26 protein-coding genes and 1 pseudogene are annotated in these 25,529 nt (G+C 66.2%); 17 read left to right on the forward strand and 10 right to left on the reverse strand.

The window, feature by feature from the left end; translation table 11 throughout:
* The 4 genes from ACILR9_RS29790 to ACILR9_RS29805 all read left to right on the forward strand — a co-directional run.
* Positions 1–2,107, forward strand: a 2,107-nt coding sequence (locus ACILR9_RS29790) for a TonB-dependent receptor (protein ID WP_395713612.1), incomplete at its 5' end; no start/stop codon positions are given.
* Positions 2,108–2,116: 9 nt separating this feature from the next.
* Positions 2,117–3,322, forward strand: coding sequence for an MFS transporter (locus tag ACILR9_RS29795; protein WP_395713613.1), 1,206 nt, complete (start codon positions 2,117–2,119; stop codon positions 3,320–3,322).
* Positions 3,322–3,996, forward strand: a complete 675-nt coding sequence (locus ACILR9_RS29800) for a class I SAM-dependent methyltransferase (protein WP_395713614.1) — start codon at positions 3,322–3,324, stop codon at positions 3,994–3,996. The genes ACILR9_RS29795 and ACILR9_RS29800 overlap by 1 nt, the downstream gene beginning before the upstream one ends.
* A 30-nt stretch (positions 3,997–4,026) precedes the next feature.
* Positions 4,027–4,629, forward strand: a complete 603-nt coding sequence (locus tag ACILR9_RS29805) for a TetR/AcrR family transcriptional regulator (protein WP_395713615.1) — start codon at positions 4,027–4,029, stop codon at positions 4,627–4,629.
* Positions 4,630–4,635: 6 nt separating this feature from the next.
* Here ACILR9_RS29805 and ACILR9_RS29810 read toward each other — a convergent pair whose 3' ends face one another.
* A complete protein-coding gene (locus ACILR9_RS29810) occupies positions 4,636–6,798 on the reverse strand; it encodes a TonB-dependent receptor (protein ID WP_395713616.1) in 2,163 nt (720 codons plus the stop codon).
* A 187-nt stretch (positions 6,799–6,985) separates the two neighbouring features.
* Between ACILR9_RS29810 and ACILR9_RS29815 the strand changes: the two genes are divergently transcribed.
* Entirely contained in the window at positions 6,986–7,633 is a 648-nt protein-coding gene (locus ACILR9_RS29815; protein WP_395713617.1) for a TetR/AcrR family transcriptional regulator, read from the forward strand.
* Positions 7,623–8,036: a hypothetical protein gene (locus ACILR9_RS29820; RefSeq protein WP_395713618.1), complete on the forward strand. Its 414-nt coding sequence runs from the start codon at positions 7,623–7,625 to the stop codon at positions 8,034–8,036. The genes ACILR9_RS29815 and ACILR9_RS29820 overlap by 11 nt, the downstream gene beginning before the upstream one ends.
* A gap of 501 nt (positions 8,037–8,537) precedes the next feature.
* On the opposite strand, the gene ACILR9_RS29825 is transcribed toward ACILR9_RS29820, so the two are convergent.
* Positions 8,538–10,334: an AMP-binding protein gene (locus ACILR9_RS29825; RefSeq protein WP_395713619.1), complete on the reverse strand. Its 1,797-nt coding sequence runs from the start codon at positions 10,332–10,334 to the stop codon at positions 8,538–8,540.
* The gene (locus ACILR9_RS29830) at positions 10,331–11,338 is read right to left on the reverse strand and encodes a zinc-binding alcohol dehydrogenase family protein (protein WP_395713620.1); all 1,008 of its coding nucleotides are present in this window, start codon (positions 11,336–11,338) and stop codon (positions 10,331–10,333) included. The genes ACILR9_RS29825 and ACILR9_RS29830 overlap by 4 nt, the downstream gene beginning before the upstream one ends.
* Positions 11,339–11,424: 86 nt before the next feature.
* On the opposite strand from ACILR9_RS29830, the gene ACILR9_RS29835 reads away from it, so the two are divergent.
* The 5 genes from ACILR9_RS29835 to ACILR9_RS29855 are packed head-to-tail and all read left to right on the forward strand — an operon-like array spanning position 11,425 to position 15,762.
* A complete protein-coding gene (locus ACILR9_RS29835) occupies positions 11,425–12,393 on the forward strand; it encodes an ABC transporter substrate-binding protein (protein ID WP_395713621.1) in 969 nt (322 codons plus the stop codon).
* Positions 12,394–12,400: 7 nt separating this feature from the next.
* Positions 12,401–13,189 carry an ABC transporter ATP-binding protein gene (locus ACILR9_RS29840; protein WP_395713622.1) on the forward strand — a complete coding sequence of 263 codons (789 nt, stop codon included), beginning with the start codon at positions 12,401–12,403 and terminating at the stop codon, positions 13,187–13,189.
* On the forward strand, positions 13,186–14,076 hold the full coding sequence (locus ACILR9_RS29845; protein WP_395713623.1) for an ABC transporter permease: 891 nt from the start codon (positions 13,186–13,188) through the stop codon (positions 14,074–14,076). The genes ACILR9_RS29840 and ACILR9_RS29845 overlap by 4 nt, the downstream gene beginning before the upstream one ends.
* Positions 14,077–14,083: 7 nt before the next feature.
* Positions 14,084–14,944 carry a VOC family protein gene (locus tag ACILR9_RS29850; RefSeq protein ID WP_395713624.1) on the forward strand — a complete coding sequence of 287 codons (861 nt, stop codon included), beginning with the start codon at positions 14,084–14,086 and terminating at the stop codon, positions 14,942–14,944.
* Between the two features lie 2 nt (positions 14,945–14,946).
* Positions 14,947–15,762, forward strand: a complete 816-nt coding sequence (locus ACILR9_RS29855; protein WP_395713625.1) for an IclR family transcriptional regulator — start codon at positions 14,947–14,949, stop codon at positions 15,760–15,762.
* Positions 15,763–15,833: 71 nt separating this feature from the next.
* Here ACILR9_RS29855 and ACILR9_RS29860 read toward each other — a convergent pair whose 3' ends face one another.
* From ACILR9_RS29860 to ACILR9_RS29875, 4 genes are read right to left on the reverse strand one after another with little or no spacing between them, the layout of a single operon-like run.
* A complete protein-coding gene (locus ACILR9_RS29860) occupies positions 15,834–16,346 on the reverse strand; it encodes a hypothetical protein (RefSeq protein WP_395713626.1) in 513 nt (170 codons plus the stop codon).
* 40 nt (positions 16,347–16,386) lie between these two features.
* Positions 16,387–17,076, reverse strand: coding sequence for a protein-S-isoprenylcysteine O-methyltransferase (locus ACILR9_RS29865; protein ID WP_395713627.1), 690 nt, complete (start codon positions 17,074–17,076; stop codon positions 16,387–16,389).
* Positions 17,077–17,102: 26 nt separating this feature from the next.
* A complete protein-coding gene (locus tag ACILR9_RS29870; protein ID WP_395713628.1) occupies positions 17,103–17,627 on the reverse strand; it encodes a hypothetical protein in 525 nt (174 codons plus the stop codon).
* Positions 17,617–18,930 carry a DUF2325 domain-containing protein gene (locus tag ACILR9_RS29875; RefSeq protein ID WP_395713629.1) on the reverse strand — a complete coding sequence of 438 codons (1,314 nt, stop codon included), beginning with the start codon at positions 18,928–18,930 and terminating at the stop codon, positions 17,617–17,619. The genes ACILR9_RS29870 and ACILR9_RS29875 overlap by 11 nt, the downstream gene beginning before the upstream one ends.
* 225 nt (positions 18,931–19,155) lie before the next feature.
* Between ACILR9_RS29875 and ACILR9_RS29880 the strand changes: the two genes are divergently transcribed.
* The 6 genes from ACILR9_RS29880 (at position 19,156) to ACILR9_RS29905 (ending at position 23,387) form a co-directional block, all read left to right on the forward strand.
* On the forward strand, positions 19,156–19,926 hold the full coding sequence (locus ACILR9_RS29880) for a ferredoxin--NADP reductase (protein WP_395713630.1): 771 nt from the start codon (positions 19,156–19,158) through the stop codon (positions 19,924–19,926).
* A 53-nt stretch (positions 19,927–19,979) separates the two neighbouring features.
* Positions 19,980–20,447 (forward strand): hypothetical protein, encoded by a 468-nt coding sequence (locus ACILR9_RS29885; RefSeq protein WP_395713631.1) that lies wholly within the window; start codon positions 19,980–19,982, stop codon positions 20,445–20,447.
* Positions 20,448–20,467: 20 nt separating this feature from the next.
* The gene (locus ACILR9_RS29890; RefSeq protein ID WP_395713632.1) at positions 20,468–21,145 is read left to right on the forward strand and encodes an O-methyltransferase; all 678 of its coding nucleotides are present in this window, start codon (positions 20,468–20,470) and stop codon (positions 21,143–21,145) included.
* Positions 21,146–21,210: 65 nt separating this feature from the next.
* The gene (locus ACILR9_RS29895; RefSeq protein WP_395713633.1) at positions 21,211–22,110 is read left to right on the forward strand and encodes a siderophore-interacting protein; all 900 of its coding nucleotides are present in this window, start codon (positions 21,211–21,213) and stop codon (positions 22,108–22,110) included.
* A 5-nt stretch (positions 22,111–22,115) separates the two neighbouring features.
* Entirely contained in the window at positions 22,116–22,814 is a 699-nt protein-coding gene (locus ACILR9_RS29900) for an O-methyltransferase (RefSeq protein WP_395713634.1), read from the forward strand.
* A gap of 3 nt (positions 22,815–22,817) precedes the next feature.
* Entirely contained in the window at positions 22,818–23,387 is a 570-nt protein-coding gene (locus ACILR9_RS29905) for a GNAT family N-acetyltransferase (RefSeq protein ID WP_395713635.1), read from the forward strand.
* A gap of 126 nt (positions 23,388–23,513) precedes the next feature.
* On the opposite strand, the pseudogene ACILR9_RS29910 reads toward ACILR9_RS29905, so the two are convergent.
* The 3 genes and pseudogenes from ACILR9_RS29910 to ACILR9_RS29920 all read right to left on the reverse strand — a co-directional run bounded on the left by ACILR9_RS29910 (position 23,514) and on the right by ACILR9_RS29920 (position 25,479).
* A pseudogene (locus ACILR9_RS29910) lies at positions 23,514–23,836 on the reverse strand (DUF736 domain-containing protein).
* Between the two features lie 696 nt (positions 23,837–24,532).
* Positions 24,533–24,868: a hypothetical protein gene (locus ACILR9_RS29915; RefSeq protein WP_395713636.1), complete on the reverse strand. Its 336-nt coding sequence runs from the start codon at positions 24,866–24,868 to the stop codon at positions 24,533–24,535.
* A gap of 419 nt (positions 24,869–25,287) precedes the next feature.
* Positions 25,288–25,479 carry a hypothetical protein gene (locus ACILR9_RS29920; protein ID WP_395713637.1) on the reverse strand — a complete coding sequence of 64 codons (192 nt, stop codon included), beginning with the start codon at positions 25,477–25,479 and terminating at the stop codon, positions 25,288–25,290.
* Positions 25,480–25,529: the final 50 nt, after the last annotated feature.

A 25,529-nucleotide genomic window follows, 5' to 3' on the forward strand; every position in this document is an offset into this window, starting at 1 on the left:
GCAGACATCCACCTCCACCTCTTCGGCGCAGCCTCCCGTCGTCCTGGCCCCGGTGACGGTAACCTCGCGCCGCTTCGAGGAACCGATCCAGAAGGTGCCGTTCAGCGTCACGGCGGTGACCGGCGAGGACCTGCGTGACCAGAACATCCGCGACAGCCGAGACCTCTATCGCTCGATCCCCAACTTCAACTTCACCGACTCAGGAATCCCCGAAGCAAACCTGCTGAACATCCGTGGCATCGGCTCGTCGTCGGCGCTGATCTCTCCCTCGATCACCTACTACATCGACGGCGTGCCGCTGCCGCAGCGCGCCTTCGACATCCGCTTCCTCGACCTCTCGCGCATCGAGGTGCTGCGCGGCCCACAGGGAACGCTGTTCGGCCAGAATTCCCAAGCCGGCGCGATCAGCCTCACCAGCAACGATCCGACGAAGGAGCGCGCCTTCGAGATCGGCGCGGAATACGGCAGCTACAATCTGCGCCAGCTCACGGCGACGGCGAACGGCGCGCTCGCCGACAACGTCACGGCGCGCGTCGCGGCCCAGTTCTACGGGACCGACGGCGACATCAATAACCTGCTCTTCAGCAGCCCGGCGGCGACCTACAGCGGCGGCATGCTGCGCCAGCAGACGCTCGGCGCCGCCAGCGGCAAGGTGAATGTCGAGCTGGGGCCGAACACGACAGCGACCCTGGCCGGACGCTTCCAGACCGACCGGCAGAAGCCCACGACCGGCGCCTGGGTCGGTTCGCCCTACTTTCCGCTGAACTCGCTCAATCCCGCGCCCCAGAACGATCTCGATTCGGGCGGCGGCGCGCTGACCATCGTGCACGACTTCGGCAGCGCCAAGCTCACCTCGCTGACCGGCTTCCAGGCCTACAGCCTCAGCCTGGCTGCCGACATCACCGACGGCTTCCTGAGCGGGGCGCTGACCGGTCTCTCGCCCTTCGCCTTCTCGGCCCAGAACGCCGTGCGCAACATCAGCGAGAACCTGTCCCAGTGGACACAGGAGCTGCGCTTGGATGGCGAGACAGCGGGCGGGATTCGCTGGGTCGGCGGCGTCAGCGGACTGTGGTCGAGCTTCTATTCCGCCACGAACATCCGTAGCCCCGCCCTGCCCAACGGTAACTACGCCGCGACCCAGAGCACCGCCAACCTGGCCGCGTTCGGCGAGATCACCGTGCCGATCGTCGACCGGCTGCGTGCCTTCGCGGGCCTGCGCTTCACCCACGAGCTCAAGAACTTCAACGGCATCTTTTACGGTGCTGCGGGCGGACCGCTGGCACAAGCCTACTTCCCCCAGTTCGGCTCGGTGAACTCCGATTTCTTGACAGGACGCGGCGGCCTGAGCTTCGACATCACGCCCGACTTCTCCGCCTATGCGACCGTGGCGCGCGGCGAGAAGTCCGGCGGATTTCCCTTCTACAATCAAAATGCCGCGGTGGGCGTGGCGAGCCCGATGTTCAAGCCCTCCTACACCTGGTCGTACGAGGTGGGCATGCGCGGTCACCTCCTCGACAGGAAGCTGCGCCTCAACGTGGCGGCCTTCCTGAACGACACCACGGACGAGCAACTCTTCACCTTCAATCCGATCGCCGCGCAGTTCTCGGTCACCAACGCCAACACGAGGACCTACGGCAGCGAGATCGAGCTGGCGGCCACGCCGCTCGCCGGCCTCACCTTCACGGCCGCGCTCGCGCTCCTGAATGCGCAGGTGACGAGCGCGCCGGCGAACAGCGGCGTGTCGGCCGGCAATGCCGTGCCCTATGCGCCGGGCTTCACCACGAGCCTCGCCGCCCAGTACGAGCATCCCATCGAGGCGGGACGGCTTTCCGGCAATCTCTTCGGTCGTGTCGAGTACCAGTATGTCGGCTCTCGGCAGATCGATCCGGCCAACAGCTACGCGCTCGATCCCTACAGCGTGGTCAACCTGCGGGCTGGCCTGATGGCAAAGAGCTTCGACATCTATGCCTATGCCCAAAACCTGTTCAACGCCGGGTACGTCCAGTCGGGCTTCCGCGCCGGCGCGAGCCCAGCCGGCCAGATCGTGGTCGGCGGTGTCCCCGGCCTGCCCCTGATCCTGGGCGTCGGCGGACGCCTGCGCTTCTAGGAGAGCGAGATGAACCCACAGACCGGGCGCCTCGCGCTACTCGCCGGATTGCTTGGCAATGCGGCCGGACATGCCTTCCTGTTCGTCGTGCTGCCGCCGATTGGCCGGCGCATGGGGTTTGCCGACTTGCAGACCGGAGCACTGCTCAGTCTCGGTGCCCTTGTGCTTATCGTTTCCGCTCCCATCTGGGGCATCGTCGCCGAGAAGCGCGGGCGGCGCTTCGTGCTCCTCGCGGGCTTCGCGGGCGTTGCCATCGCGCTCACGCTCTTCGCCGCGGTCATCGGGCTGCGGCTGGATGGCAGGATCGCCGTCGGTGCCGCCTTTGCCGTGCTGCTGGCCGTTCGCGTGTTGCAATCAATCACGAGCGGCGGGCTGTTCCCGGCAGCGCAAGCCTACATGGCCGATACGACCTCGGCTGACCGGCGTGCCGGGGGGATGGGACGCATGGCCGCGTCGTTCGGCCTGGGCTCGGTCATCGGCACGGGCCTGATCTGGCTGTTCGCCGGCTTCAGCCTGCCGCTTGGCCTCGCCGCAATTGCCGCGTTCGTCGCTGCGGCAGGCCTGATCTGCTGGCGAACCTTGCCGGAGTCGCTACCGGCCATCGAGGCAGCCGCGCCTGTGGCCGGGCGGATAGAGTTCGGGCGCATCTGGCCGTTCCTGATCGTCACCGTGCTGGGGGTGACGACCTACGCGCTCCTGCAAGCGACGACGGGACTTCGGCTGCAGGACACGCTCGGTCTCTCACCGGAGGCTGCGGCGGGACGCGCCGGTGCCACGCTGACGGCAGCTTCGCTCGCGATGGTCATCTCTCAGGGCTTTCTCGTTGGCTGGCTCCGTTGGTCGCCGCATCGGCTCATCAGCGTCGGCGCCGCCGTCGCGCTGGTGTCGATGCTCGCAATGGCCTTCCTGCCGGGCTATCTCGCCTTGCTGGCTGCACTTTGCGGTGTCGGCCTCGGGCTTGGCTTGCTGCTGCCCGGCAATCTCGCGGCGCTCAGCCTTGCGACTGGGATTCGCGCCCAGGGCAAGGTGGCCGGCATCAACGCCGTCGGCCAGGGATTGGGCATGGTGCTGGGGCCGATCGTCGGCGCGGCGCTGCTCCAGCACAGCCCGCTGGCGCCGTCCCTTGGCGGCGCGGCGATGATCGCAGGCGTCTGCCTGATGGCGGCGATCGTCACGATGACCATGAACAAGCAACAAGCGATGGAGACGCGCTGATGGCGACGTTCACGCAGAATTCGGCGGCCGACTATGACATCCGCATCGCGCGCCTCGTCCCCGGCTACGAGCTGCTGCATGGGCTCACCGCCTGCGTGCTGGCGGCGCACCTGCCGCCGACGGAGGCAGCTGACATCCTGATCGCCGGCCTCGGCACCGGCCGCGAGCTGGCGGATCTCGCAGCCCGCGGTCCGGGCTGGAGCTTCACGGCCGTCGATCCCTCATTACCCATGCTCGAGGCGGCGCGGAGCCGGGCAGCAGGCGGCGGCTACGCCGATCGCCTCACGATGCACGCGATGGAGATGCAGGCCTACGCCCTGCCCGCGCCGCACGACGCCGCGATCGCATTGCTTTCCGCACACTTCGTGGCGGACAATGGCGGCCGCGCCGCCTTCCTGAAGGCGCTGGCGCGACCACTGCGGTCGGGCGCACCGCTGCTCCTCGTCGACCTCGCCGACCCCTCCGGAGCGTTCCAAGGGGCCTACCGAAATTGGGCGGTGGCGCAGGGGATGGACGACGAAGCCGTGTCGGCTATGTTCGCCCGCATCGCCACCAATTTCCATCCCATCGATGAGGCCCGGCTCGCGTCGCTGCTTGCCGACGCGGGCTGCAGTCCACCGGTCAAATACTTCCAGGCCCTGGGCTATTGCGGCTATCGTTCCAGCCGCAACTGAACCGCCGCCAGATCTGGCGAGAAGGACCTCGTGACAGCCGCCGCAAGCAACGAGACGAAGCCACGACGCCGCAAGGACGCCGCGGGATCGTTGCGCAAGCGCATCCTCGACGCTGCGCTCGAGATCATGGCCACCGAGGGGCTGAAGCGGCTGACCCAGCCCAAGGTCGCCGCGGCAGCCGGCATCCGGCAGTCGCATCTCACCTACTACTTCCCCAAGAAGGTCGACCTCATCGTCGCGCTGCTCGACGACCACGTTCACGGCGACGGGCACCCGGGCGATGGCGGCCATGACCATCACGACGCTGAGCACATCGGGCCTGCCCTGGAGCTGGTGGCCTTCGACCGCAAGCGAATAAGCTTCTTCCTCAACCTGATCGTCGAGGCCGAGCAGGAGCCGGCCTTGCGGCGCATGGTCTACCAGCACATGACGGCGTTCGACGCCGTGGTGGCACGCGCCTACGGCCGCGAAGTCGGCGATCCGGACGTGGAAGCGTTCGTGGATGCCCTGCGCGGCCTTGGCATGAAGCAGGTGCTTCTCGAAAAGTCACGGGCGATCGATATCGATGCCCTCGCCAGCCGTTTCGGTCTCCTCAAGCGGAGTCGCACGAGAAAGCCATCCAGAGGGCGATGATGGCGATCAAAAGCTGATCGTGGTCCCGAGGCCGAGAATCTGCCCCTGCCCAACGCGCACGGTCGGCGTCGTCGGGCCAAAGCTCTGCCCCCAGGTCTGATAGCGCTGATCGAAGAGATTGTAGGCAAAGCCGTAGATCTCGACCGCCTTGCCCTTCCATCCGACCCGCAGGTTGACGACGCTGTAGGGATCCAGGGTGAAGCTGTTGGCGACATCGGCCGCCCGCGACCCGACATACTGCCAAGCCGCGTGACCAACGAAGTTGCCGTCCAGACCGACGAGGCTCGCGGGAACTTGGTAGCGCAAGCCGGCCGTGGCCGTCACACCCGGAACGTTCGGCACCGTGTTTCCCGAAACCGCGCCAGTCGCGCTGTTCGTCGGCACGTTCACCAACATTGCCCGTGTCAGGCCCAGGCCGGCGAACAGCTCGAGACCCTGGAGCGGGCGGGCCGTCGCTTCCAGCTCCGCGCCGTAGCTCTGGTAGTCGAGAGCGGCGATGGTGAAGGAGGCGCTGGGCGGATTGAACACCACGAGATGACCCTGCTTCACGTCGTTGAAGAAGAAGGCCCCATTCAACGCCAAACGCCTGGCGAAGAACTCCGACTTGAAGCCCGCCTCGTACGTCCAGCTGGTTGAAGCCGGGAAGGCCTGCTCCGGCTTGCCGAGTGGCGTATTGACCGAGAGGCTGGGAAAGCCCGCCGTGACGTACCCGCGGGCGACCGAGAAATAGGTCATGATCGAGTCGGTCCAGTCGTAGCTCAGCCCGCCGCGGCCGGTGACGAAATTGTCGGACAGCGAGCTGTTCTGCGTGAAGTAGGGCACCACACCGGCCTGACCGGCGCCGTTGAAATTGTAGTTGGCCGTCTTGCTCTCCAGCGTGCCACGCAGGCCCAGCGTGGCCTTCAGGCCTCCCACAACGGGAACGGTCGCCTCACCAAAGGCCGACCAGCTGTTGGTGACGAAATCGTTGTCCATGAAGCCGCGGATGCTGGCGAAGGCCGGCGTCGTCGCCTTCCCGGTGCGATCCATCGCCAGCGCGGAGCGGAAGTAGTTGAGGCCGGCCGTCCAGGAGACCGCGCTGCCGCCGGGCGCCGACAGCCGGAACTCCTGGGTGAAGATGGTCTCGCCGATACCGAGATCGGCAAGATCGGACCCCGGCACGTTGAAGAAGCTCGGCTGCAGGCCGGTCAGGTTGGAGAAGACGAGTCCGTCGGCCGGATCGAAGATCTGCCGGGAGTAGTTGTTCTGGTAGGTCGTGACGGACTCGAAGACCGCAGGGCCGAAGTCGTGCCGGACCTTTAGGTTGACGCCCAATGAGTCGCTGTCGACGTCGGTGCGGGGATTGACAGCGCTGGTGGGAAAGTAGGCGTAGTTGCGCAGCAGAAAGCGCGGTGACGTATCCTTCTGGCGATTGTAGGAGACGCTGAGCGTCGCCGATGTCTCGGCGGTGGGCGCGAACAGGAGCGTGCCGCGCCCGGCCCAGATGTTCTGCGCGGCATCCAGGCCGCCGGCAGCAATGTTGGGCACGTCGCCCGCATAGGTCGTGTAGCGCATCGCCACACGGGCCGCGAGCCGGTCGGCGACCAGCGGTGCGTTCCACACGAACTCGCCCAGGCCAAAGCCGGACGTGCCGACCTCGCCGGTGGCGGAAAACTGCCAGTCGAAGGTCGGCTTCCGGGAGACCACGCTGATGGCGCCGGCTTGTGTGTTGCGGCCGAACAGCGTGCCCTGCGGTCCGCGCAGGACCTCGACGCGATCGACGTCGAGCATGCTGGGCGCCGGACCATAGAGCGACTGCGGCGCCTCGTTCACATAGAGCACGGTCGAGGTGTCGTCGGCCGAGATCGGCGAGAACGAACCCACGCCGCGGATCGTGAACAGGTTCGACGACTGGCCGCCCAGATCCACGAAGTTCACATTGGGAGCCGACCGGGCAAGGCCCGCATTGGACGCCGTCGGCGCCACGTCGAGGCGGCTGCCCTCCAAGACCGTCATGCTGATGGGGACGGTCTGCTCGCTCTCGTCGCGCTTGCGCGCGGTCACCGTCACCGGAGGAAGTTCGAGAGCTGGCCCGGCCTGTTGCGCCCTGACGGCTTCGGGTGCACCGATGGTCAACGCCATGAAGCCCGCGGCAACACCTTTGCCGACAGCGAATTTCCGAGCACGCATGACACTCCCCCAGAAATGTTGGCGATCGCTTCCGGTGGCTGACGGCTCGGTACGCCGCGGGCTTGAGGAAGTTGCGATTGACTTTCAATAGCGCTGACTGTTTGATCAGTCAATGTTGACCGATTGGCCAGTCAACCTGCAGTCGCTACTGTCGCCTCCCCAACGTCGGAGAGCGTCGATGCCTGTATTGCGGCCGGTCTATCCCGAGGCCGATGCCCGGAATTCCATCATGGAGGCCGCCATCGCCGTGCTCGCCGAGCGCGGCTTCCACGGCACGACCATGCGCGACATCGCCCAGCGCGCAGGCGTCTCTCAAGGCCTGCTGCATCATCACTTCGGCACCAAGGAGAAGCTCTGGCGCACCGCCGGAGAGCATCTGTCGAACGACTTCATGGCTTACGTCGCCGAGGTGCTGAAGCCCGATGCGCCGCCGTCCGAAGCCATTCCCCGCGCGATGCGCACCTACCTGCGGTATTGGCGTGAGCACCCCGAGGCGTTCCGATTCAATCTCTGGCGCCTGGTCGACGGTCCGGCGGACGAGCGGGCGCAGCGATCGCAAGTGCTCAATGCCCGCTCGGTGCCGCTGATGCAGCGCGGCCAGGAAGAAGGGTTCATCAGGAGCGACATCCCGGCGGGATTGACGCTGATCATCGCGGGCGCGCTCATCCAGTTCTGGCTGCACAGCCAGGTCGAGATCCGTGACGCGCTGGCGGTCACCGGCGATGAGGTCCCTGCCGACGACATGTTCCTGAAGCTCGTGCTCGATCTCGTTCGGGCCCGGCCGGAAACGAAGGCCCGACCTAAGAACCCGAGGCGCAAGCGGCATGAGCGTTGAGTCCAGGTTCTTCGACATATCGCGCTTTCCGATCGTCGAGATCGCGGGCAGCCGCCTGCCTCAAGGCTACGCGCCGCAATGGATCGCCGAGATGGATGCCCTTCTCCGACGCGGCGCGCCCTTCGCCTTCGTGTTCCTCGACAGTGTCGAGAGTCCTGCGCACGAGGATCAGAAGGCCCAGACGCTTTGGCTGAAGAAGAACAAGAAGGCGCTGGCAGCGATCTGCCGGGGCGCCGTCGCTGTCGAACCGGATCGTGCCAAGCGTCTGCTGAAGCGGGCGCAGGCTTTGGCAGTCACGGCGGCGTTCGGCCTGCGTTTCGCTGTCGCGCCGGATCGTCAAGAGGCTGAACGGTGCGCCCGCCGGCTGCTGGCCGGCGAGACTTTACCCGATGATCAGGAGTGACGTCTCGGCGACCAATGCGCCGGCACGCTATCTCTCCTTTGGCAAGTTCAGAGTGCGTGTGCCGCGACGACGCGCCGTGCGGGTCGCGCTGGGCCTTGCGCTCCTGATACGCGGCGTGCTTCCGCCAGCAGGACCCGTCCTGCTGCCGGCTGCATTCACGCTCCTTTCCATGGACTCGGCGATGCTGCGGCGCTGGCGCAGGAGAGTACTGATCAAGTGGGCGCATGCACGCCGGAGGCCGAAGTGGTGATCGAACGAGCGACTCGTCCATGAGCCGTGGAAATGCTCTTGATCGTCTCGGCATCGTGTAGCCAGCTTTGAGCTTGGCCACCCCAGTCCGTTTTCTTGAATCCGGAGCTGCGCTCGCTACCGCGCAACGGCCACCGCCCGCCATCCGGATCTACGCGAGGCAATTAGACGGCGGACGTGCGCTGACTCGACGCAATCGGAAAGCCTCGGATCTGTTGAAAAGAACCAACCTGGATTCTTCACACGATGACGTCAGTCGAGCGCGACGATATCGGTATGCACAGAAAAGGCCGAGAGCTGCTCCCGTGCGATCGCCATGTGGCTGGTCTGCACACTCACTCTGACGATGAGACCATGCAGGGAGTGCGGCTCGACGATCACCTCGAACCGGCCCTCTGCGCCGACGATCTGCCGCACGACCTCCTCCATGGCACGTCGCGAGATGTCGAGCTTCAAGGTTTGTTTGTGCACCTTGCCGATTGCGGTGACCGGCAGGCTGGGCAAGATCACGACCTCGCGCGGAATGGCGGCACGTTCGGAAATGAGCGCGCGCGCAAAGGCAAGCAGCGTTTCGGCATCGACCGGGGCGTTGGAACGGAGCTGCACGTAAACGACCGGCACCTCGCCGGCATAGGCGTCCGGCTTGCCGACCGCCGCGGCCAGCGCCACTGACGGGTGCGCCGAAAAAGCGTCCTCGATCATGCCGGGATCGATGCCGTGGCCGCCGCGCTTGATCAGTTCCTTGGCACGGCCGGTCACCCAGACGAAGCCGTCGCCATCGACGCGGCCGAGATCGCCGGTGTCGAGCCAGCCCTCGGCGAAGAACGGCTGCTGGTCGGGTGGGCGGTCTAGATAGCCGTCGAATACCATCGGTCCGTGCACCGCCAGCACGCCGATCTCGTCGGCCATGCAGTCGCTGACGGGCTTGCCCGCCGCGTCGGTGCGAACGGCCTTCACGGCGCAGTAAGGCAGCGCCATCCCGACCGAGCCCTGCCGCAACCCACCGTCGCGCGGACCACAGGTGACCGCAAGCGTCGCTTCGGTCAGGCCCCACGGCTCGACCACGGGGATGCCAGAGGCTTCACTCAGCCGCGTGCCGACGCTGCGCGGCAAAGCCGCGGCACCATTGATGAAGAGGCGAAGCCGCGGCAGCTCGCCTTTCGCCGGCGGATTGGCCGCGATCTGCGCCATGATCGTGGGCGGTCCCACCATCACGGTGAGCTCGAGCGCTGCCATCGTCTCGCGCAGCGCCGCCACGACGCCATCGCCGCGATAGCCCGATGGCCCGGCCAGCACGACGCTGCCGCCGGCGCTCAGCGGGAAGAGCGAGCAGGCGAACAGGCCGCCGACATGGAACATCGGCATGGCGCAGAGCACGCGATCGCCCTCCGCGTAGCCATAGGCGAACTGCGAGATGACCGCGCCCGCCGCCAGGTTGCGCGCCGTGAGCGGCACGAACTTCGGCAAGCCGGTGGTCCCCCCGGTATGGAACAGCGCCACGTGGTCCGTCAGGTCGCGTCGAGGCAGCGGCACACCTTGCGAGGCGGGCAGCGCGTCGGTGTCGACGACCACCGGCAACGGCCCGTTGCCATCCGCTACGGCCGCCAGGGCATTGGCGATCGCGGGCGGCGCATGGCGCGGCACCAGCACGATCCTGGCACCGCAATCGGCCAACAGCTTCCGGATCTGGGCGGGCTCGAGATAGAGATTGATGGGCGCCAGGATGCCGACCGACATCACGCCGAGGCAGGCCGCCAGTGTTCCGGGACCGTTGGGCAGCAAGGACGCCACGACATCCTCCGCGCCGACCCCCTGCCCGATCAGCTGTCTCGCGAAGGACGCTGCGGCATCGACGAGCTGGCGGCGTGTGAAGGGCGTCTGCCCTCCATCGGCCTTGCCCGTCGGCAGATAGATCACGGCGGGCGCGTTGGCGTCGGCATCGGCCAGCGCCGCGAGCCTGACGCCAAGATCGCGACCGGCCAGGCGCGCCTCGAGCGGCGTCCGCGCGAAGGCCGCGATGTCTCCGGCGTCGGCGAAGCGCGCGCTCACGGCTTGAGGATGACCTTGCCGAAGATCTCCCGGCCTTCCAGCGTCCGCACCGCCTCGATGCCGTCGCTGAGCGGGCTGACACGATCGATCGGCGGATCGAGCCGGCCCGCCGCCACGAGGTCGAGGCAGGCCTGCTGGTCCTCGGCGCTCCATCCCGTGGACCCCACGACGGTCATCTCGGAGGTAAAGAGATAGGGAATGTCGGTGATCGCCTGGTAGCCCGCGGTGCCGCCGCAGCACAGCAACCGCCCGAAGCGCTTCACGCAGCGCATCGAGGGTGCCCAGCTGTCGCCCGCGGTGAAGTTCACGACGATATCGACTCCGCCGCCGCGAAACAGCGAGCCGGTCTTCTGTCGGATGTAGCGATCGATGGCTGTCGTCGCATAGTTGATCGTGTCGTCGGCGCCGAGCGCGCGCAGCCGGGTGCATTTGTCGTCGCTGCCGGCGGCGGCGATGACCTGGCAGCCGGCGAGCTTGGCGAGCAGCACGGTTGCCGTGCCGACGCCGCCCGATGCACCCAGCACCAGCATGGTCTCGCCCGCCTTCACCCGGCCGCGCTCGTGCAGCATGCGATGCGCCGTGCCGTAGGCGCAGGGCAGCGCTGCCGCCTTCTCATCGGACACTGCGTCGGGAATGCGGATGAGCTGGCTGGCGCGAACAGTGCAGTACTCGGCCATGGCGCCATTGCGCGTCTCGCCCAGCATCTCGAACGAGCCGTTGGTCCAGTCGACGTGATGGGCGACCGGGACGACCCGCTCGCCGACGCGCCAGCCCTCGACGCCGTCACCCAGCTTGTCGATCATGCCGGCACAGTCGCCACCGGTGATGCCCGGCAGCTCGACCTCGATTCCCGGCATGCCGCGGCGGGCGAAGATGTCGAGCTGGTTCAGCCCGCAGGCCCGGACCTTGATCCGTACCCAGCCCGGCGCCGGCTCGGGCAGCGGCAGGTCGCCGTACTGCAGGACCGAAAGATCTCCGTGCTGCTTGAAGAAAACCGCCTTCATCGACCGATCTCCGGCTCGCCTCTTGCATACTATGCGCTCTATTGCACAATATGCAATTGTACCCGAAGGGCTGGTCGGAGGCAGGGATGAAGAGACTTCTTGGACTGCTCGTCGCGATGTCGCTGGTGATGGCGGGGGCCGCATCGGCCCAGCCGAAGAAGGTCGCGATCGCCGGGTGGGGCCCCCATCCGACCCTCAACGAAGCGATCACGGGCTTCAAGAAGGGTCTCGCCGAGGAAGGCTTCGCCGACGGCAACGCCGTGGCCTTCGACGAGACCAACGTCAACTTCGATGCCTCGCTCATCCCGCAGATGCTGACACGGCTGGCCGGTGCGCGGCCCGACCTGATGGTGACGGTGGCCACGCCCGTCTCGGTCGCCGCGCGCAACCAGCTGCGCTCGCGCACCTTCCCCATCGTCTTCATGCCGATCGCCGATCCCGTGCATGCCGGGCTGGTGCCGTCCTGGGACAAGGGCGACAGGCTGATGACCGGCGCCTCGGTGGCGCTCGACTACGATGCGGTGCTGGGCTTCTTCAAGACGCTGCTGCCCAACCTCAAGCGGCTCGGCCTGCTCTACGACACCGGCGACGACAGCTCGAAGGCCGCCGTCGACGGCATGGAAGGCATCGCCGCCAAGCACGGCATCGCCATGGTTCGGATCGGCGTCGACAACCCGAACGAGCTGCCGCAGCGGGTGCAGTCGGCAGTGGGCCGCGTCGATGCGCTCTTCACCGTGGCGTCAGGGCGCATCCAGCAGGGCATGGCGGCGATCTCGGCGACCGCCGATCGCGCCAAGCTGCCGGTCCTGACCTCGATCCCACAGGCGGTGCAGCAGAACTATGCGCTCGCTGCCTTCGCCGTTTCGTTCGGCCAGTCAGGTGAAGCCGCCGGCAGGATCGCCGGCCGCATCCTCAAAGGTGCCGATCCCGCGACCATCCCGCCCTATCGTCCGACGGCGGCCCAGCACATACCCCTGATCAACGGCCAGAAGCTGAAGGCGCTCGACATCGCCCTGCCGGCGGCGCTCAGCGACTGCAAGTGCCTGGTGCAGTAGCCTGCCGATGATCTCGGCCCGCGGCTTGCGCAAGGCGTTCAACGCCGGGACGGCGTCCGAGAAGGTCGCCATCGCCGGCATCGACCTCGACGTCGCGCGGGCCGAATTCGTGACCGTGATCGGCGGCAACGGCGCAGGCAAGAGCACCCTCCTGAACCTGCTGGGCGGCGCCCTCCTGCCGGACGAGGGCCGCCTTGAGATCGATGCGACGGACATGACGAAGGTGCCCCAGCACGGCCGCGCCCGTCTCGTCGCGCGCGTCTTCCAGGATCCGATGATCGGCACCGCCCCATCCCTCAGCATCGAGGAGAACATGACTCTGGCGCTGTTGCGCGCCGATGGTCGCGGGCTGCGACGCGCCCGGTCGGCGCACCGGCGTGACCTGTACCGGGAAAGCCTGGCGAAGCTGAAGCTTGGGCTGGAGGATCGCCTGCAGGCCGCTGCCGGCACCCTGTCGGGTGGCCAGCGACAGGCCCTGGCGCTCGCCATGGCGACACTTCGCCCGCCCAAGCTACTGCTGCTCGACGAGCACACGGCAGCGCTCGACCCACGCACCTCCGTCCTGGTGATGGAGGCGACATTGTCCCTGGTTGCGGCGGACGGACTCACGACGCTGATGGTCACCCACAACATGGAGCATGCGCTGGCCTACGGCAGCCGCGTGATCATGATGGACGCCGGCCGCATCGTGGCCGATATCGGCCCGGGAGAGAAAAAGGGCCTCGGTGTCGCCGATCTGATACGCCGCTTCCATCTCAACGACGATCGCATGGTCCTTTCCCGGGCCGCACCGTGATCGACACCTTCGTCAACCTGATCCCCGTCACCCTGGTGCAGGGGCCCGTCTATTCCTTCGTGGCGCTGGCCATCATGATCCCGTTCCGCACGCTCGCCCTGCCGGATCTCACCGTGGAGGGGAGCTTCCCGCTGGGCGGCTGCGTCGTGGCTGCCGTGCTGGCGATGGGCCTTGATCCCTGGAGCGGCACGGTGCTGGCGATCGCCGCGGGCTTCGCGGCCGGCGTCGCCACCGCCCTGATCCATCTGCGCTTCCGCATCCCCTCGCTGCTCGCCGGCATCCTGGTCGCGACCATGATCTGGAGCGTCGATCTCAGGACCATGGGGATGCCGAACATGCCCGTGCCGCCCGAGCTGTCGATCTTCGATGCGCTGTCGCCGCATATCCTGTCGAGCGTCTGGCTGCAGGCCGGCCTGTTCGCCGCCCTCGCCGCGGCGATCGCGGGCGCGCTGATCGCCTTCTACGGCACCGAGATCGGCCTGTCGCTGCGCTGCGTCGGCGCCAATGCGCGTCTGGCCCCCGCGCTCGCCATCAACTCCACGCTCTACATCGTGCTGGGCTTCGGCCTCGCCAATGCGCTGGCCGCCCTGGGCGGCGCAATCGTCGTGCAGCAGCAGGGCTATGCCGACGTGACCATGGGCTTCGGCGTGCTGGTGAACGGGCTCGCCGCGCTGATCGTCGGCGAGGCAATCGTCGGGCGCTCGACCATCGGCCGCCAGGTCGTGGCCCCGATCGTGGGCTCGCTGGTCTACTACCAGATCGTCTCGCTCGGGCTGGCGACGGGGCTGCACCCATCTGACCTGAAATTCCTCACGGCCGCATTCGTCCTGGTGACGCTCGGCCTGCCGTTGCTGACAGGACGGCGACGGTCCACCGCTGGCATCTGAGAGAACCATGACGAAAGCGATCCGTGAAATCGACCACCTGCTGACCTATGTCCGCGACCTCGACGCGGCGGCGGCGACCTTCCGGCGCATGGGCTTCACTTTGTCGCCGCTCAGCCGCATCGAGGCGATGGGGATCTCCAATCATCTCGTGCTGATGCGGCAGGGCATCCCGGGCTTCGCCAACTACATCGAGCTGATGTCCGCGCACGACCGCGCGCGCCTGCCGCCGCCGATGGCCAAGGTCCTGTCGGGGCCGGAAGGCATCAAGTCGATGGTGCTGGGCACGGAGGATGCTGTCGCCGCCCAGCAGGCCATGCTGAAGCACGGCTTTGCCGCAGCGCCGCCCGTCCATGTGAAGCGCGAATGGAAGATCGCGCCCGAGCAATCCGTGTTCCCGGAATTCGACGTCCTCATGCCCGTCGCGGCCCCCCTCGCCTTCAACGCCTGCCGCTACTTCAATGTCGACCTCTATCTGCGGCCCGAATGGCGGGTTCATGCCAACGGCGCGCAACGCATGACAACAGTGTTCGCGGTGGCCGACGAGCCGGCCGCTGTCGCTCGCCGCTACGGCGATCTGTTCGACGCATCCACAAGGCAATCGGGCGAAGCGGTGTGCACGACGCCGGGTCAGGTCGACCTCGCGGTGATGTCGTCGGAGACGGCGAAGAGGCGGTTCGGCCTGACCGTCGCGACGGCGGCCGGGGCCGGCTATCTCGGCTATCTGGTGGAGGTCGTTTCCCTCGATGTGCTGCGATCCTGCCTGTCCGACGGAAAGGTGCCCTGCCGCGACCTTGGCGGCACGATTTGCGTTGACCCGGCCGACGGCTTCGGAAATCTGATCGTCTTCAGGGAGCAGGCTGAAACCTAGACATGGCCAAGCCGGGAACGCCCAGGCAGCGTGGCGGCAAGGCCGTCCGCCCGACAGCGTCGAAAGACCTGCAGGGCATCCAATCCGTCGAGACGGGGCTCGCCGTGCTGAATGCGCTGGTCGGCCGTCGCGGTCCCATGACCTTGGGCGAGGTGGCGCGCGACACCGGCCTGTCGGCGAGCCAGGCGCGCCGCTATCTCGTAAGTTTGGTGCGCTGCGGCTTCGCCGCCCAGGATCCAGCGACGGGCCGCTACGATCTCGGCTCGCGCTCGCTCAGCGTCGGCCTCGCCGCCCTGGCCCGTGTCGAGGCCATCGAGCTTGCGACCACGGCTTTGAAGGAGTTGGTGGCAAGGATCGAAGAAGGCGGCACGCTCGCCGTGTGGGGCGACGAGGGTCCGACCATCGTGCGCTGGCTGCGCGGCGGCGGCATCGGCGTCACCTCGCTGGGGCTTGGCACCATCTTTCCCCTGCTGTCGTCGGCGACTGGCCAGGTGTTTCTCGCCCATCTGCCGGCACGCAACACGGCGGCGCAGCTCAAGCGCGAGCTTGGCAACGAAGACCCCAGAGTGCCCACCACGGCCGCCAGGATCGACGCCATCAAGGCAGGTGTTCGAAAGGCCGGCTGCGCCTGGTTGAAGGGGCACTTTGTGGAGAACGTTCGGGGCGCCGCCGCGCCAATCTTCGATTCTCAGGGCGAGCTGGTTGCCGTCGTGGCGATCGCCGGGCCGGATCGGCGCGATCCGAGCGGCCGGGATCCATCCGTCGAGGCCTTGAACGATGTCGCCCAACGCGTGACCCGACAATTGAACGGCCGCTAGCGGGCAGTCGTTCGAGCGTCAGCCCGTGAAGCGCCTGGGCTTTCTCCGTCCAAACGTTCACGCCCATCTGATCAATGGAGCCAGCTACGGCAACAACATGGCGCCGATTCGAATCCAGCCTCCTTCATCAGCCTGGCCAGCAGCTTCAATTGAAGGATTGCAGCCGCGCAGCTCTGCGGCGACAGCATGGCCGAGAAGCAGGCCGCGAGCGGCTCATCCAGCCCGCCTTGCGCCAAACCCAGCAGGGCAAGAATCGTTCCCTCGTCGGGACCAACGATCGGCGCGAGGGACGGATAGATCTCCAGGGGTCGCGTCGCGCTACAGAGAAAGGTGTCCATGACCATCGCAAAATGCGGCAGACCCTGACGGAGGCCAGCGACGTCAAAGCCATGCTGCAACGCTGACCCTCCCGCTGGAAGCGTCCGGCCGGCCTCCCATGCTGCGACCTCGCATTGCCATTGACGCAGAGCCCAGAGCAGGAATCGCTCGCCAATCGGCAGCATGCCCACATGCGGAGTCAGCGTGTAGGCGAGCGTAGGACGATGCGGCACATCCGGATAGATCCCTTGATGCGTGGGGTTCATGCCGAATCCTTTATGAGAAAGCTCGGAGACACGGCTTGCGTCACTGCGCAATCCGGGGGAACAAGCGGCCCGTGCGGCGCGCATACGCGTCATAAGCATCGCCAAACGAGGCGCGCAGCATCGCCTCCTCGTGCGGCGTGCGGACGAACCACATCGCTGCGAAGGCTGGAATGACGAGCGCACCGGCGATCCAGTTGTGGATCAGCAGCGGCTGGGCCAAGGCCGACAGCCAGATCGCGCCATACATCGGATGGCGCATGCGGGCATAAACTCCGCTGGTCACCAAGCCGTGGTCCTGGCGGATCTCGAGGCCGGGACTCCAGTTACGGCCGAGATCGGCATGGCTGCGCCAGAACAGCCACAGGAACGGCAGCTGCAGGACGGCACCAATGCCGGTCGCCCAATCGGGCAATTCATAGTCCGCAAAGCCGAAGATGCCGGTCGCAAGATGAACCAGCGGCAGGACCATCATGGTCAGAAACATCGCTACCAGGAGGAACCTTTCGACGAGGTCGTTGCGCGCGACGACGATCGTGTTCGCCCGGTTGCGATGGGCATAGGGCGTGCGGATCGCCACCATCGCGACGAAGGCCGCAAGCCAGACAAGCTCGCTCCATCGGCTGGCCTGCCACTGCACTAACGTAAACACGATCAGGACGAGACACAGCAGCATCGTCAGAATGGCCGTTGGACTGGTGGTCATCGATCGATTCGGATGATCAATGGTCATGGCGCTACTCTCATCTTGAAGGACCCCTAGCTTCTGGCCGCCGTCAGCCATTCGATCTCGGAGCGCGCGAGATCGAGATTGTGCTGCATCCAGCCACGCACCGATGCCTGCCGGCACGGACAGCGATGCTCAGCCTCCTGCCATAGCGACGCTAGCTCTCGCCAATGGCCCAAAAGTGCCTGGAGCTGCCGCTCGCGCGCAGCGGCGTCCAGCACGTCCAAGCCCACCACCTTCAGCTTGTATCCGGCGTCGGGTGACGCGCCCGACAGCGGCAGCGCATAAAGCAGCTCGGGCAAGAGTGCCCTGCCCTGCTTGGTCGTTGCGAACCTGTCGCTCTCCCGTCCGGCCGTCACATTCTCGAGCAATCCGACATCGCACAGCCGGTGGATCACCCCGACCACCACGTCGCCCAAAGGACGCCAGGACGGTGCCCCGATATGCGTCAAGGCTCGCGTGATCCCGTCCATGGTCAGGGGATCCATGGCAGCGACGACCAGGACGCCGACGCTCACGGCGTCGCTCGGCACCGTACCCTGTCGATCAGTCGCCATCGCCAGGTTCTCCTGCTGTCATCGTCATCAAGGCGCCCGCAGCAGCGGCTCCTGCGATCGGCAAAGCGTTCCCTATCTCGCTGAGAGCCGAGACGAATCCCGACAGGCCGGCACTGCGCAACAGGATCAGCCGCTTGCTGTGACGCTTGCAGAGGCGCTTCAGATGGATGCAGGCATCATGGCTGACGCAGCCCACCGGGCAGAGCACGGTGCTGGCCTGAGACACCAGTCCTGACAGCCTCGTGGTCTGCATTTCGATGCCGCCGTCATGGTAGAGGAACGTGCCGCCCTTCTCTTCAACATGAGCCCGCAGTCGCGGCGTGACGTCGCGGTATCCTCCGACATAAAGCACGGCTCGGCCGACCAGCGATTCGTCGGCTTGACCATCCGCGACAGGCGCCAGTCCTTCCGATGTTGCCGGTGGTGGCAGGGGTGGCGATCCTGACAGGCGACGGTGCCGATCAGGGGCAATCAGCGACAGCTGCCGTTCGGCGCCGCGCGCTCGAGCGCGCTCGACCTTGACTCGTCGTTCCAGTGTCGAGAAGCGGGCCTGCAGGCGATCAATCTGCGCTTCGAGCTTGCGGCCTTCCATCGTCGGCGGTGCCGGCACCTCGCGAGGAACGGTGCTCACCGCGGCGAGTTGAGCCTCAAGCGTGCGAATGCGAGCGTCGCGCTCCTGGACATCGGCATCGGCCCGCGCCCGCGTCTGCTCCAGCTTTCGAGCGATCTCCGCATGAGCGGCCTCAAGCTGGCGTATCCGCTTGATGTCGTCGCGGCTCGATTTGCCCATCAAGTGCGACAGCATGTGAATCTCGTTGTATGCGCGGATGCGCATCGGACGCGGCACCGCCTTCTGCGTCATCAAGGCCCAGTAGGTGCCAGCGACGTCGCCATTGGTCATTGCCTGACGCCACAACGCCCACAGCTCGTCGGGCGTGCCGGAACGGAAGTGCGCGATCTGTGGTGCGTATTTGCGGTCGAGCGCCTTGTGGATCAGCTTCGACACCACCGACCGACGCGCGGCCTGGATCACAAAGTAGCCGTGGATGTCATGATCGTCCGCATCCGGAGCGATCGTCGCGTTGGCCTTGCGGATGAGGCGATGGAGATCTTCAAGGCTGAGGCAGGTGCCGATCACCGAGCAGTGGGTGCCGGACTCGAGCTCCCAGATCTTGTAGCGGCCAGGTGTGGCGTCTTCCTCGGAACCAGAAGGGCAGAGCAGCGCGGCAGCAGCCGCCTCGGCTCCCGGCATCTCACTGGCGACCAATCCGCTGTTTCCCAACAGAAGCGCAAACTTATCCATGGCTCACGCCGTCCCTACTCAGCCTGTGGAGGAGCGGGCAGGCCCGCTCCGTGCCGACCACCGTCCTGGTCGGGCTCCCTGTGTCTGCGGCGTCATCGCTCACCATCCTGTCAGTCTCGACAAAGAATTGCGACTAATTCTTAGTTGCACTATATCGTCACCTCTGTCAACGAGGCGCGGCGTGAGGCCTACCAGCGCCGGCGTAACGCTTCTGCGGAGGTGAGTTTGAGTGCGTTGAGGAACGAGACGGTGCTGTCAGTCCACCATTGGACCGACGAGTTGTTCAGCTTCCGGACCACCCGAGACAAGGGTTTCCGCTTTGCTAGTGGGCAATTCACGATGATCGGGCTGAAAATCAACGGCAAGCCGCTGTTGCGCGCGTACTCGATCGCCAGCGCCCACTACGAGGAGGCGCTGGAGTTCCTTTCGATCAAGGTGCCTGCCGGCAAGCTCACCTCGCGGCTCAAGGACCTCGCGGTGGGCGATCCCGTGCTGGTCGGGGCCAAGGCAACAGGCACGCTGCTGCTCGACAGCCTCACACCCGGTCGCAATCTCTACCTGCTGGGGACCGGCACCGGGCTGGCGCCCTTCCTCTCGCTTGTGCGCGACCCGGAGGTCTACGAGCGCTTCGAGAAAATCGTCCTTGTCCATGGCTGCCGCCATGTGCGCGACCTCGCTTACCGATCCAGGCTGGCCGACGAATTGCCAGCAGACGAGATCCTGGGCGACCTGGTGCGCGACAAGCTCGTCTACTACCCGACGGTGACGCGCGAGCCTTTCAAGTATCGCGGTCGCATCTCGCACCTGCTCGAGAACGGCACGCTCGCCCGCGACGTCGGCCTGCCGCCGATCGCCCGCGAGACCGACCGCTTCATGCTGTGCGGCAGCGTGCAGATGTTGGCCGACCTGCGCGCGATCCTGGAAGGTGCCGGCCTCACCGAGGGCAGCACGACGTCGCCAGGAGAATTCGTGGTCGAGAAAGCGTTCGTCGAATAGCCGTGCGCTTCGGCACTCCGTTGGAGGGAAAGACGATGGTGCGGATGGGACGAATGGCGTCGGATGCACGAGGGTGCGGCTACAGCGAGCACCTGCTCGTCTGGTCCTGGCACCGTATCGTCACTGGACGCATCCACTGTCCGGTGATGGCCCAGGAATTCGCTGAAGCCTGTGGCACTGCCGGCAGCAAGGTCTTCGTCACGCTCTGCACTTTTCTGAGGGCGCTGGGTGCCGCCAGCCGGCGGCACCTCGCCTTCTCCGCGCCCAATCCCTTCGACGTCACGGCCGATGAGCGCCAGGTCCTCACACTGCTCGCCGCGGCACAGGCGGAAGATCATGCCCTCGTCCAGGCGCATCTCCGGTGGCTGGCACGACCGGAGCAACGCCATGAGCTGCAGATCGCGGCCTATACGCTCGCCACCACGCTGCGGGCCAACAACCTTCCCCTCGCCTTGCTGCCATCCGCCACGCCCGGCGGGAGCGAACGGCCGCGCGTGGTTGCACTCGGCAATCCACGATGAGCGTGTTGCAGGATCCGCAATTGGAGCAACGCCTGGCGGCACTCCACGCCAAGAGCGACAGGCAGCTCGAAGCGATGAGGCAACACGCGGCCGAACGCGCGAAAGAGCTGAGACCGTCCGAAAGCGAGGAAGCCGGCCGAACCAAGAGCTTCCTGAGCGACAAGCTGGTCGCGCTCGACCGCGACAAGGCCGAGTTCTGCTACCAGCTGCTGCGCGCCATCGATGCCCGCCGCGTGGTCGAGATCGGCACCTCTTATGGAGTCTCGACGCTCTATCTGGCAGCAGCGCTGCGTGACAACGTCCGGGGCACGGGCGACGCCGCACTGGTCATCGGCACCGAATACGAGCCTGAAAAGGCCGCCGCCGCCCGGAACGAGTTCGCCAAGGCGGGTCTGAGCGACTTCATCCATCTGCTGGAGGGCGATCTTCGCGAGACCCTGAAGACCGTCGAGAGTCCGGTTGATTTCATGCTTGTCGATATCTGGATTCCAATGGCGCGGCCGGCGCTCGAGTTGGTGGCGCCACGGCTCAGGCCGGGCGCCATCGTGGTCTGCGACAACACGGAAGCCTATCGCAGCGCTTACGCGGACTACTTCGCTTTCATCGACGATCCAGCCAATGGATTCCGCACCATGACGCTGCCGTTCAGCGGTGGTCTGGAGCTGTCCGTGTACGACGGCAAGGACCGGAAGGAATGAAAGGCGTCGATGGCAAGCTCGCCTAGCCGATCGCGGTATCTGCGTGATTCAAGGAGTTGTCTACGATGAAGCGTCCCTACCGTCTGTTCGACGTGACACTCCTGCACAGTGCGCGGCTTTCGCCGTCTCTCTGCCGCTTCACCTTCGGCGGCGCCGACGTCGTCAACATGCGAACCTGCGCACCTGACCAGCGGATCAAGGTCTTCTTCCCCGATGCGGCCGGCAAGCCACCGTCGCTGTCGCCTGACACCTGGCTGGCCGACTACCAGGCCATGAGATCGGCAGACCGTCCGCCGCGGCGCACCTACACCATCCGGGGACTGCGCTCATCGGACTGCGAGGTCGATATCGACTTCGTCCTGCATGGCAGCACAGGGCCGGCCTCGCGCTGGGCGCTCTCGGCCGTGCCGGGCGACAAGCTGCAGATCGTCGCCCCGGACGCGACATACGCCGGCGACCCTGGCGGCTACGAGTGGCGTCCGCCCGCGCAGCTGGACAGGCTCCTGTTGCTGGCGGACGAGACCGCCCTGCCGGCCGTGGCGGGCATCCTGGAGGATCTGGCGTGCACGGCTCGGCCGCCGACGACCCTGGTCCATCTCGAAGTCCCGACTGTCGGCGACTGCCTCGCCCTGCCAACCTGGCCATCGTTGCGTTTGCATTGGGCCGTGCGGGAGGGCAGCCCCTGTGCTGTCGGTGATTTCCTAATCGACGCCGCGCGCACCGCAGAGGCGATACCGTCCGTGAGGACGTCTTCAGCCGGCGCCTCGCTTGCCGATGTCGACGTCGATCGAACGATCCTCTGGGAAACCCAGGCGCCACCGCAGGACGGCGGCTTCTATGCCTGGGTCGCCGCCGAAGCCGGCGCGGTCAAGAACATCCGCCGTCTCCTCCTCGAGGAGCGCGGCCTGCCGCGATCGGCGACGAACCTGATGGGCTACTGGCGGCTGGGCCAGGTCCGGGATTGATCCCGATGGCCGACCGCCGAAAGGCCGATCCATTTGGCGTGCTCGAGGACGAGAGGGCTGCTGCCGTGCTCCGGCGCCTTCACCGCGAAGGCCGGTGGCAGTCCATTTCAGCCCGAACGCATCGGCTTCGCCACTTGCCGGCCGTGCTGGGCAATCATGCCGTGCCGTTCGTGGCGGAGGACGCGGATCTCCGGCTCGACAGGCCTGTCGTGATCGACGAGCGCCAAGCTGCCTTCTGCTACCTGACGGCTCGCACGTTGCAGGCGCGCACCATCGTCGATCTCGGCACCTCCTTCGGCATCGTCGCGATCTGGCTGGCGGCGGCTCTTCGCGCCAACGGCGGTGGACGACTTGTCGCCATGGAGATGGTGCCGGAAAGGGCTCAAGACATGCGCCAGAATCTTGTCGAGGCGGGCTTGGCGGACCTCGTCGAGGTCCTTGCCGCCGATGCACCGCATGCATTGGCGACAGATCCGCCGCAGATCGATCTCGTGCTGAACGGCGGCGTGCCGAAGCCTTCCATCGACATGGTAAAGCTGCTCGCGCCACGGATGCGCTCGGGCGCTGTCGTGCTGACCGACGATGCCGGCCGGCCAGGGGCGCACTATCGTTCCTACCTTTCCTGGATACGCGATCAGGCGAACGGCTTCCAGTCGACCTTCCTTCCCCTCAAGGGCGGCCTTGAATATTCAGTGCGAAGGTGACCATTGACCGACGAATCGCCAACGATCGAGACAGAGCGCCTGCGCCTCGAACCTCTGGCCCCGCGCCATCTCGCCGGTTACGCCGCGCTCATCGCGCAACCGGACGTGCACCGCTACCTCTCCCGCGCTCAGGAGATCGCCGCCGATCCTGCCAGTCAGGCTACGCGCATTGTCACCGTCGCCACCGAGCAGTGGGCGAGCCGCGGCTATGGTCCCTTCGCCCTCTTCGAGAAGGGCAGCGACGTCCTGATCGGGCGCGGCGGCCTGTTCTGGATCGAGGCGCTGCAGGACGTCGAGATCAACTACATGCTCGATCCGACAGTCTGGGGCCGCGGCTACGCCACGGAGGCCGCCGCCGAGTTCCTCGCCATCGGTTTCGATCGGCACGATCTGGCGCGGATGGTGGCCACGACAAATCCTGCCAACGCCGCCTCGGCACACGTGCTTCAAAAGGTCGGCATGAAGCCAGTCGGCAAGAAGGATCTCGGCGGGGGTCGCCTTGTCGACCTGCACGAGATCAGCCGCGAAGCTTGGCGAGCGGGCCAAGCTGCTCGGATGATCCGGAAAAGCTAAGGACTAGCCACGGTGAATTTAGGACTGGTAGGACGGCAATGACAACGCAAGGCACCGTCGTGGTGTAGCATCAGATGAGCAGGAAGCCCCGCCCGGCGGACCGGGCGGGGCCTCGGGGGCGTCAGCTCACTCGTCGTTCTTCCGGCGGCTGCGTGACCAGATCAGGCTGAAGCCCTCGCCGTCCTCGTCGTCGAACAGGTTGGCGAAGATCGGCATGTTGAAACTCGGATCATCGAGCTTGAGCGAGAGGTAGTCGCGGCCCTCGTTCGAGCGCTTCGACCAGGCGGCCCCGATCTCGGCCGGCCGACGAACACCCGGTGGCTGGGCGCGTTGTCGTTGCTCCGGTTGGCCTCGGGGACGATGCGCACGCCCCTCGCCTGGACGCTCAGCGTGACGATCTCGCCGTGGTACTCGTTGCCCGACTTCTTGAAGGAACCGATGTTGGCCATGTGACTTCTCCTGTGCTGTTTCGAGCCCCGCGACCATCGCGGCCTCGATGGCGATCTGCAGGCCGGAGGCGATCGACGCCGCACCCGTTCACGGGCCGGAGCAGAGCGGAGGATGGCGGCGGGCCGACTTTCTTGCCTCGCGAGGAATGGGCGAAGCCCAGGGGAAGAAAGTCGAACCGCCGCCGTTGCGGCTCGGGCGATCGAGGCGCAGCCGTCCTCTGGCTAGATCGGCCAAGAGAGAGGCCGTGGGTCGCGCGCTGAACAGCATCCTCGCGAGAAGTCGTGGCCAACCTGAAGACGTCTGCGCAAGAGGTCCGGCGCACCGGGCGAAGAGACGGCGACCACGGCGTAGAAAAAGGACGGCATTGTCTCAGCCCAACCGGTCATAAAACTGTGCCTCTCACCGGCTAACCGTCGGCAGGCGCGGAGGAAGGATCGAAGCGGTCACCGAGGGCTGCGGTCCCCTATGGAATCGAGACAAGCGCTCCACGCCCATCCTCGCCAACCTGGTCGATGAAGGAGAGCGCAGAGAGTGTCAGTGACTCTGGTCGTGCAGCCGCCACTCAATCGGCGAATGCGCCGAGCATTCCCCGCGACCTGCCCGTCAGACAGAGGATGAACGGCATCACTTTAGCTCACCGGAGGCCTGAAGCGCCGCGAGGCGGGAAGCGCGACAGCCTATCGAACTCGTCGCGGCTATTTGGCGGACCTCACCCTCTGGCCATTCAACTGCAGCACGACAGCGAAGGCGGCCATGCTCAACCCGCCTAGAATCGCAAAGGTCCCCTGGGCCCCGATACCTGCCATCAGGGCAGCCAGACCCGGCGGGGCGAGTGCGTTGATAAGGTTCATCGGCAGGGCGATGGTCGCCATCGCCGCGGCGTAATCGGCCTTCGCGAAGAAGACGAGCGGCATCGTGGCCCGCGCCACGGCGAAGGCGCCGCTGCCGATTCCGAACAGCGCGAGATATCCGATCACTGACAGGGGTCCTGTGCCGCCTATCCAGATCGCGCCCAGGCCCAGCGGAATCATCGCGCCTGCGACAACCGCAGTGGACAGCCCGTCCCATCTCCGCCCGCCCAAGAGATCGATCGCACGGCCGCCAACCTTGAATGCCGAGAAAGACCGAAGGCAGCGAGCTTGCGAATTCTGCCGCTATCGGCGGCGCGATCACGGGCAAGACCCCCACCACGCCCCACCCCGTGATCTGGGTCAGAGCGAGAATGAGCAGGACAAGGAAATGACGTTGCATCGCCACTCGGAGGCACGGTGAGCCGCTCGGGAAACGACAGATCGATTCGGCCTACCCGTGGCGGAGCTTGCCGAAAAGGACATGCCTCGGTGCCTATTGTGCGTTGGAGAATCCATTTCGGCTAGATGGCTGCAGGCGTCGTTCCTTCAGTGAATCCAGGCATTGCCGCAGCAAACAGGCGGCCCAAGGCCAGCCTCCTTCAGCAGCCCAGCGAGCAATCTCGATTAGATGGTGGCAACCCGCAATCCTTCGGCGGCAGCATCGCCGACCAGCAGGCCGCCAGCGGCCCGTCGAGGCCGTGTTGTGCGAGACCGAACAGCGCCTGCAGCGTGCCTTCGTCGGGGCTGACGATCGGCGCCGAGAGCGGGTAGATTTCGAGGGGCCGTTTCATTCCGCACAGCACAGCATCCATGCCCAAGGCAAACGGCAGCAAAGCCTGAT

It is taken from the genome of Reyranella sp. (assembly GCF_044224635.1).
Taxonomy (GTDB): domain Bacteria; phylum Pseudomonadota; class Alphaproteobacteria; order Reyranellales; family Reyranellaceae; genus Reyranella.

Excerpts from the sequence above, each read along its gene's own strand:
- ACILR9_RS29900 (WP_395713634.1), top strand. The coding sequence starts at position 22,116 with ATGGCCGACCGCCGAAAGGCCGATCCATTTGGCGTGCTCGAGGACGAG.
- ACILR9_RS29870 (WP_395713628.1), bottom strand. The coding sequence starts at position 17,627 with ATGGCGACTGATCGACAGGGTACGGTGCCGAGCGACGCCGTGAGCGTC.
- ACILR9_RS29855 (WP_395713625.1), top strand. The coding sequence starts at position 14,947 with ATGGCCAAGCCGGGAACGCCCAGGCAGCGTGGCGGCAAGGCCGTCCGC.
- ACILR9_RS29800 (WP_395713614.1), top strand. The coding sequence starts at position 3,322 with ATGGCGACGTTCACGCAGAATTCGGCGGCCGACTATGACATCCGCATC.
- ACILR9_RS29810 (WP_395713616.1), bottom strand. The coding sequence starts at position 6,798 with ATGCGTGCTCGGAAATTCGCTGTCGGCAAAGGTGTTGCCGCGGGCTTC.
- ACILR9_RS29885 (WP_395713631.1), top strand. The coding sequence starts at position 19,980 with ATGGCGTCGGATGCACGAGGGTGCGGCTACAGCGAGCACCTGCTCGTC.
- ACILR9_RS29860 (WP_395713626.1), bottom strand. The coding sequence starts at position 16,346 with ATGAACCCCACGCATCAAGGGATCTATCCGGATGTGCCGCATCGTCCT.
- ACILR9_RS29865 (WP_395713627.1), bottom strand. The coding sequence starts at position 17,076 with ATGACCATTGATCATCCGAATCGATCGATGACCACCAGTCCAACGGCC.
- ACILR9_RS29830 (WP_395713620.1), bottom strand. The coding sequence starts at position 11,338 with ATGAAGGCGGTTTTCTTCAAGCAGCACGGAGATCTTTCGGTCCTGCAG.
- ACILR9_RS29875 (WP_395713629.1), bottom strand. The coding sequence starts at position 18,930 with ATGGATAAGTTTGCGCTTCTGTTGGGAAACAGCGGATTGGTCGCCAGT.
- ACILR9_RS29795 (WP_395713613.1), top strand. The coding sequence starts at position 2,117 with ATGAACCCACAGACCGGGCGCCTCGCGCTACTCGCCGGATTGCTTGGC.
- ACILR9_RS29920 (WP_395713637.1), bottom strand. The coding sequence starts at position 25,479 with ATGAAACGGCCCCTCGAAATCTACCCGCTCTCGGCGCCGATCGTCAGC.
- ACILR9_RS29895 (WP_395713633.1), top strand. The coding sequence starts at position 21,211 with ATGAAGCGTCCCTACCGTCTGTTCGACGTGACACTCCTGCACAGTGCG.
- ACILR9_RS29820 (WP_395713618.1), top strand. The coding sequence starts at position 7,623 with ATGAGCGTTGAGTCCAGGTTCTTCGACATATCGCGCTTTCCGATCGTC.
- ACILR9_RS29850 (WP_395713624.1), top strand. The coding sequence starts at position 14,084 with ATGACGAAAGCGATCCGTGAAATCGACCACCTGCTGACCTATGTCCGC.
- ACILR9_RS29835 (WP_395713621.1), top strand. The coding sequence starts at position 11,425 with ATGAAGAGACTTCTTGGACTGCTCGTCGCGATGTCGCTGGTGATGGCG.
- ACILR9_RS29915 (WP_395713636.1), bottom strand. The coding sequence starts at position 24,868 with ATGATTCCGCTGGGCCTGGGCGCGATCTGGATAGGCGGCACAGGACCC.
- ACILR9_RS29840 (WP_395713622.1), top strand. The coding sequence starts at position 12,401 with ATGATCTCGGCCCGCGGCTTGCGCAAGGCGTTCAACGCCGGGACGGCG.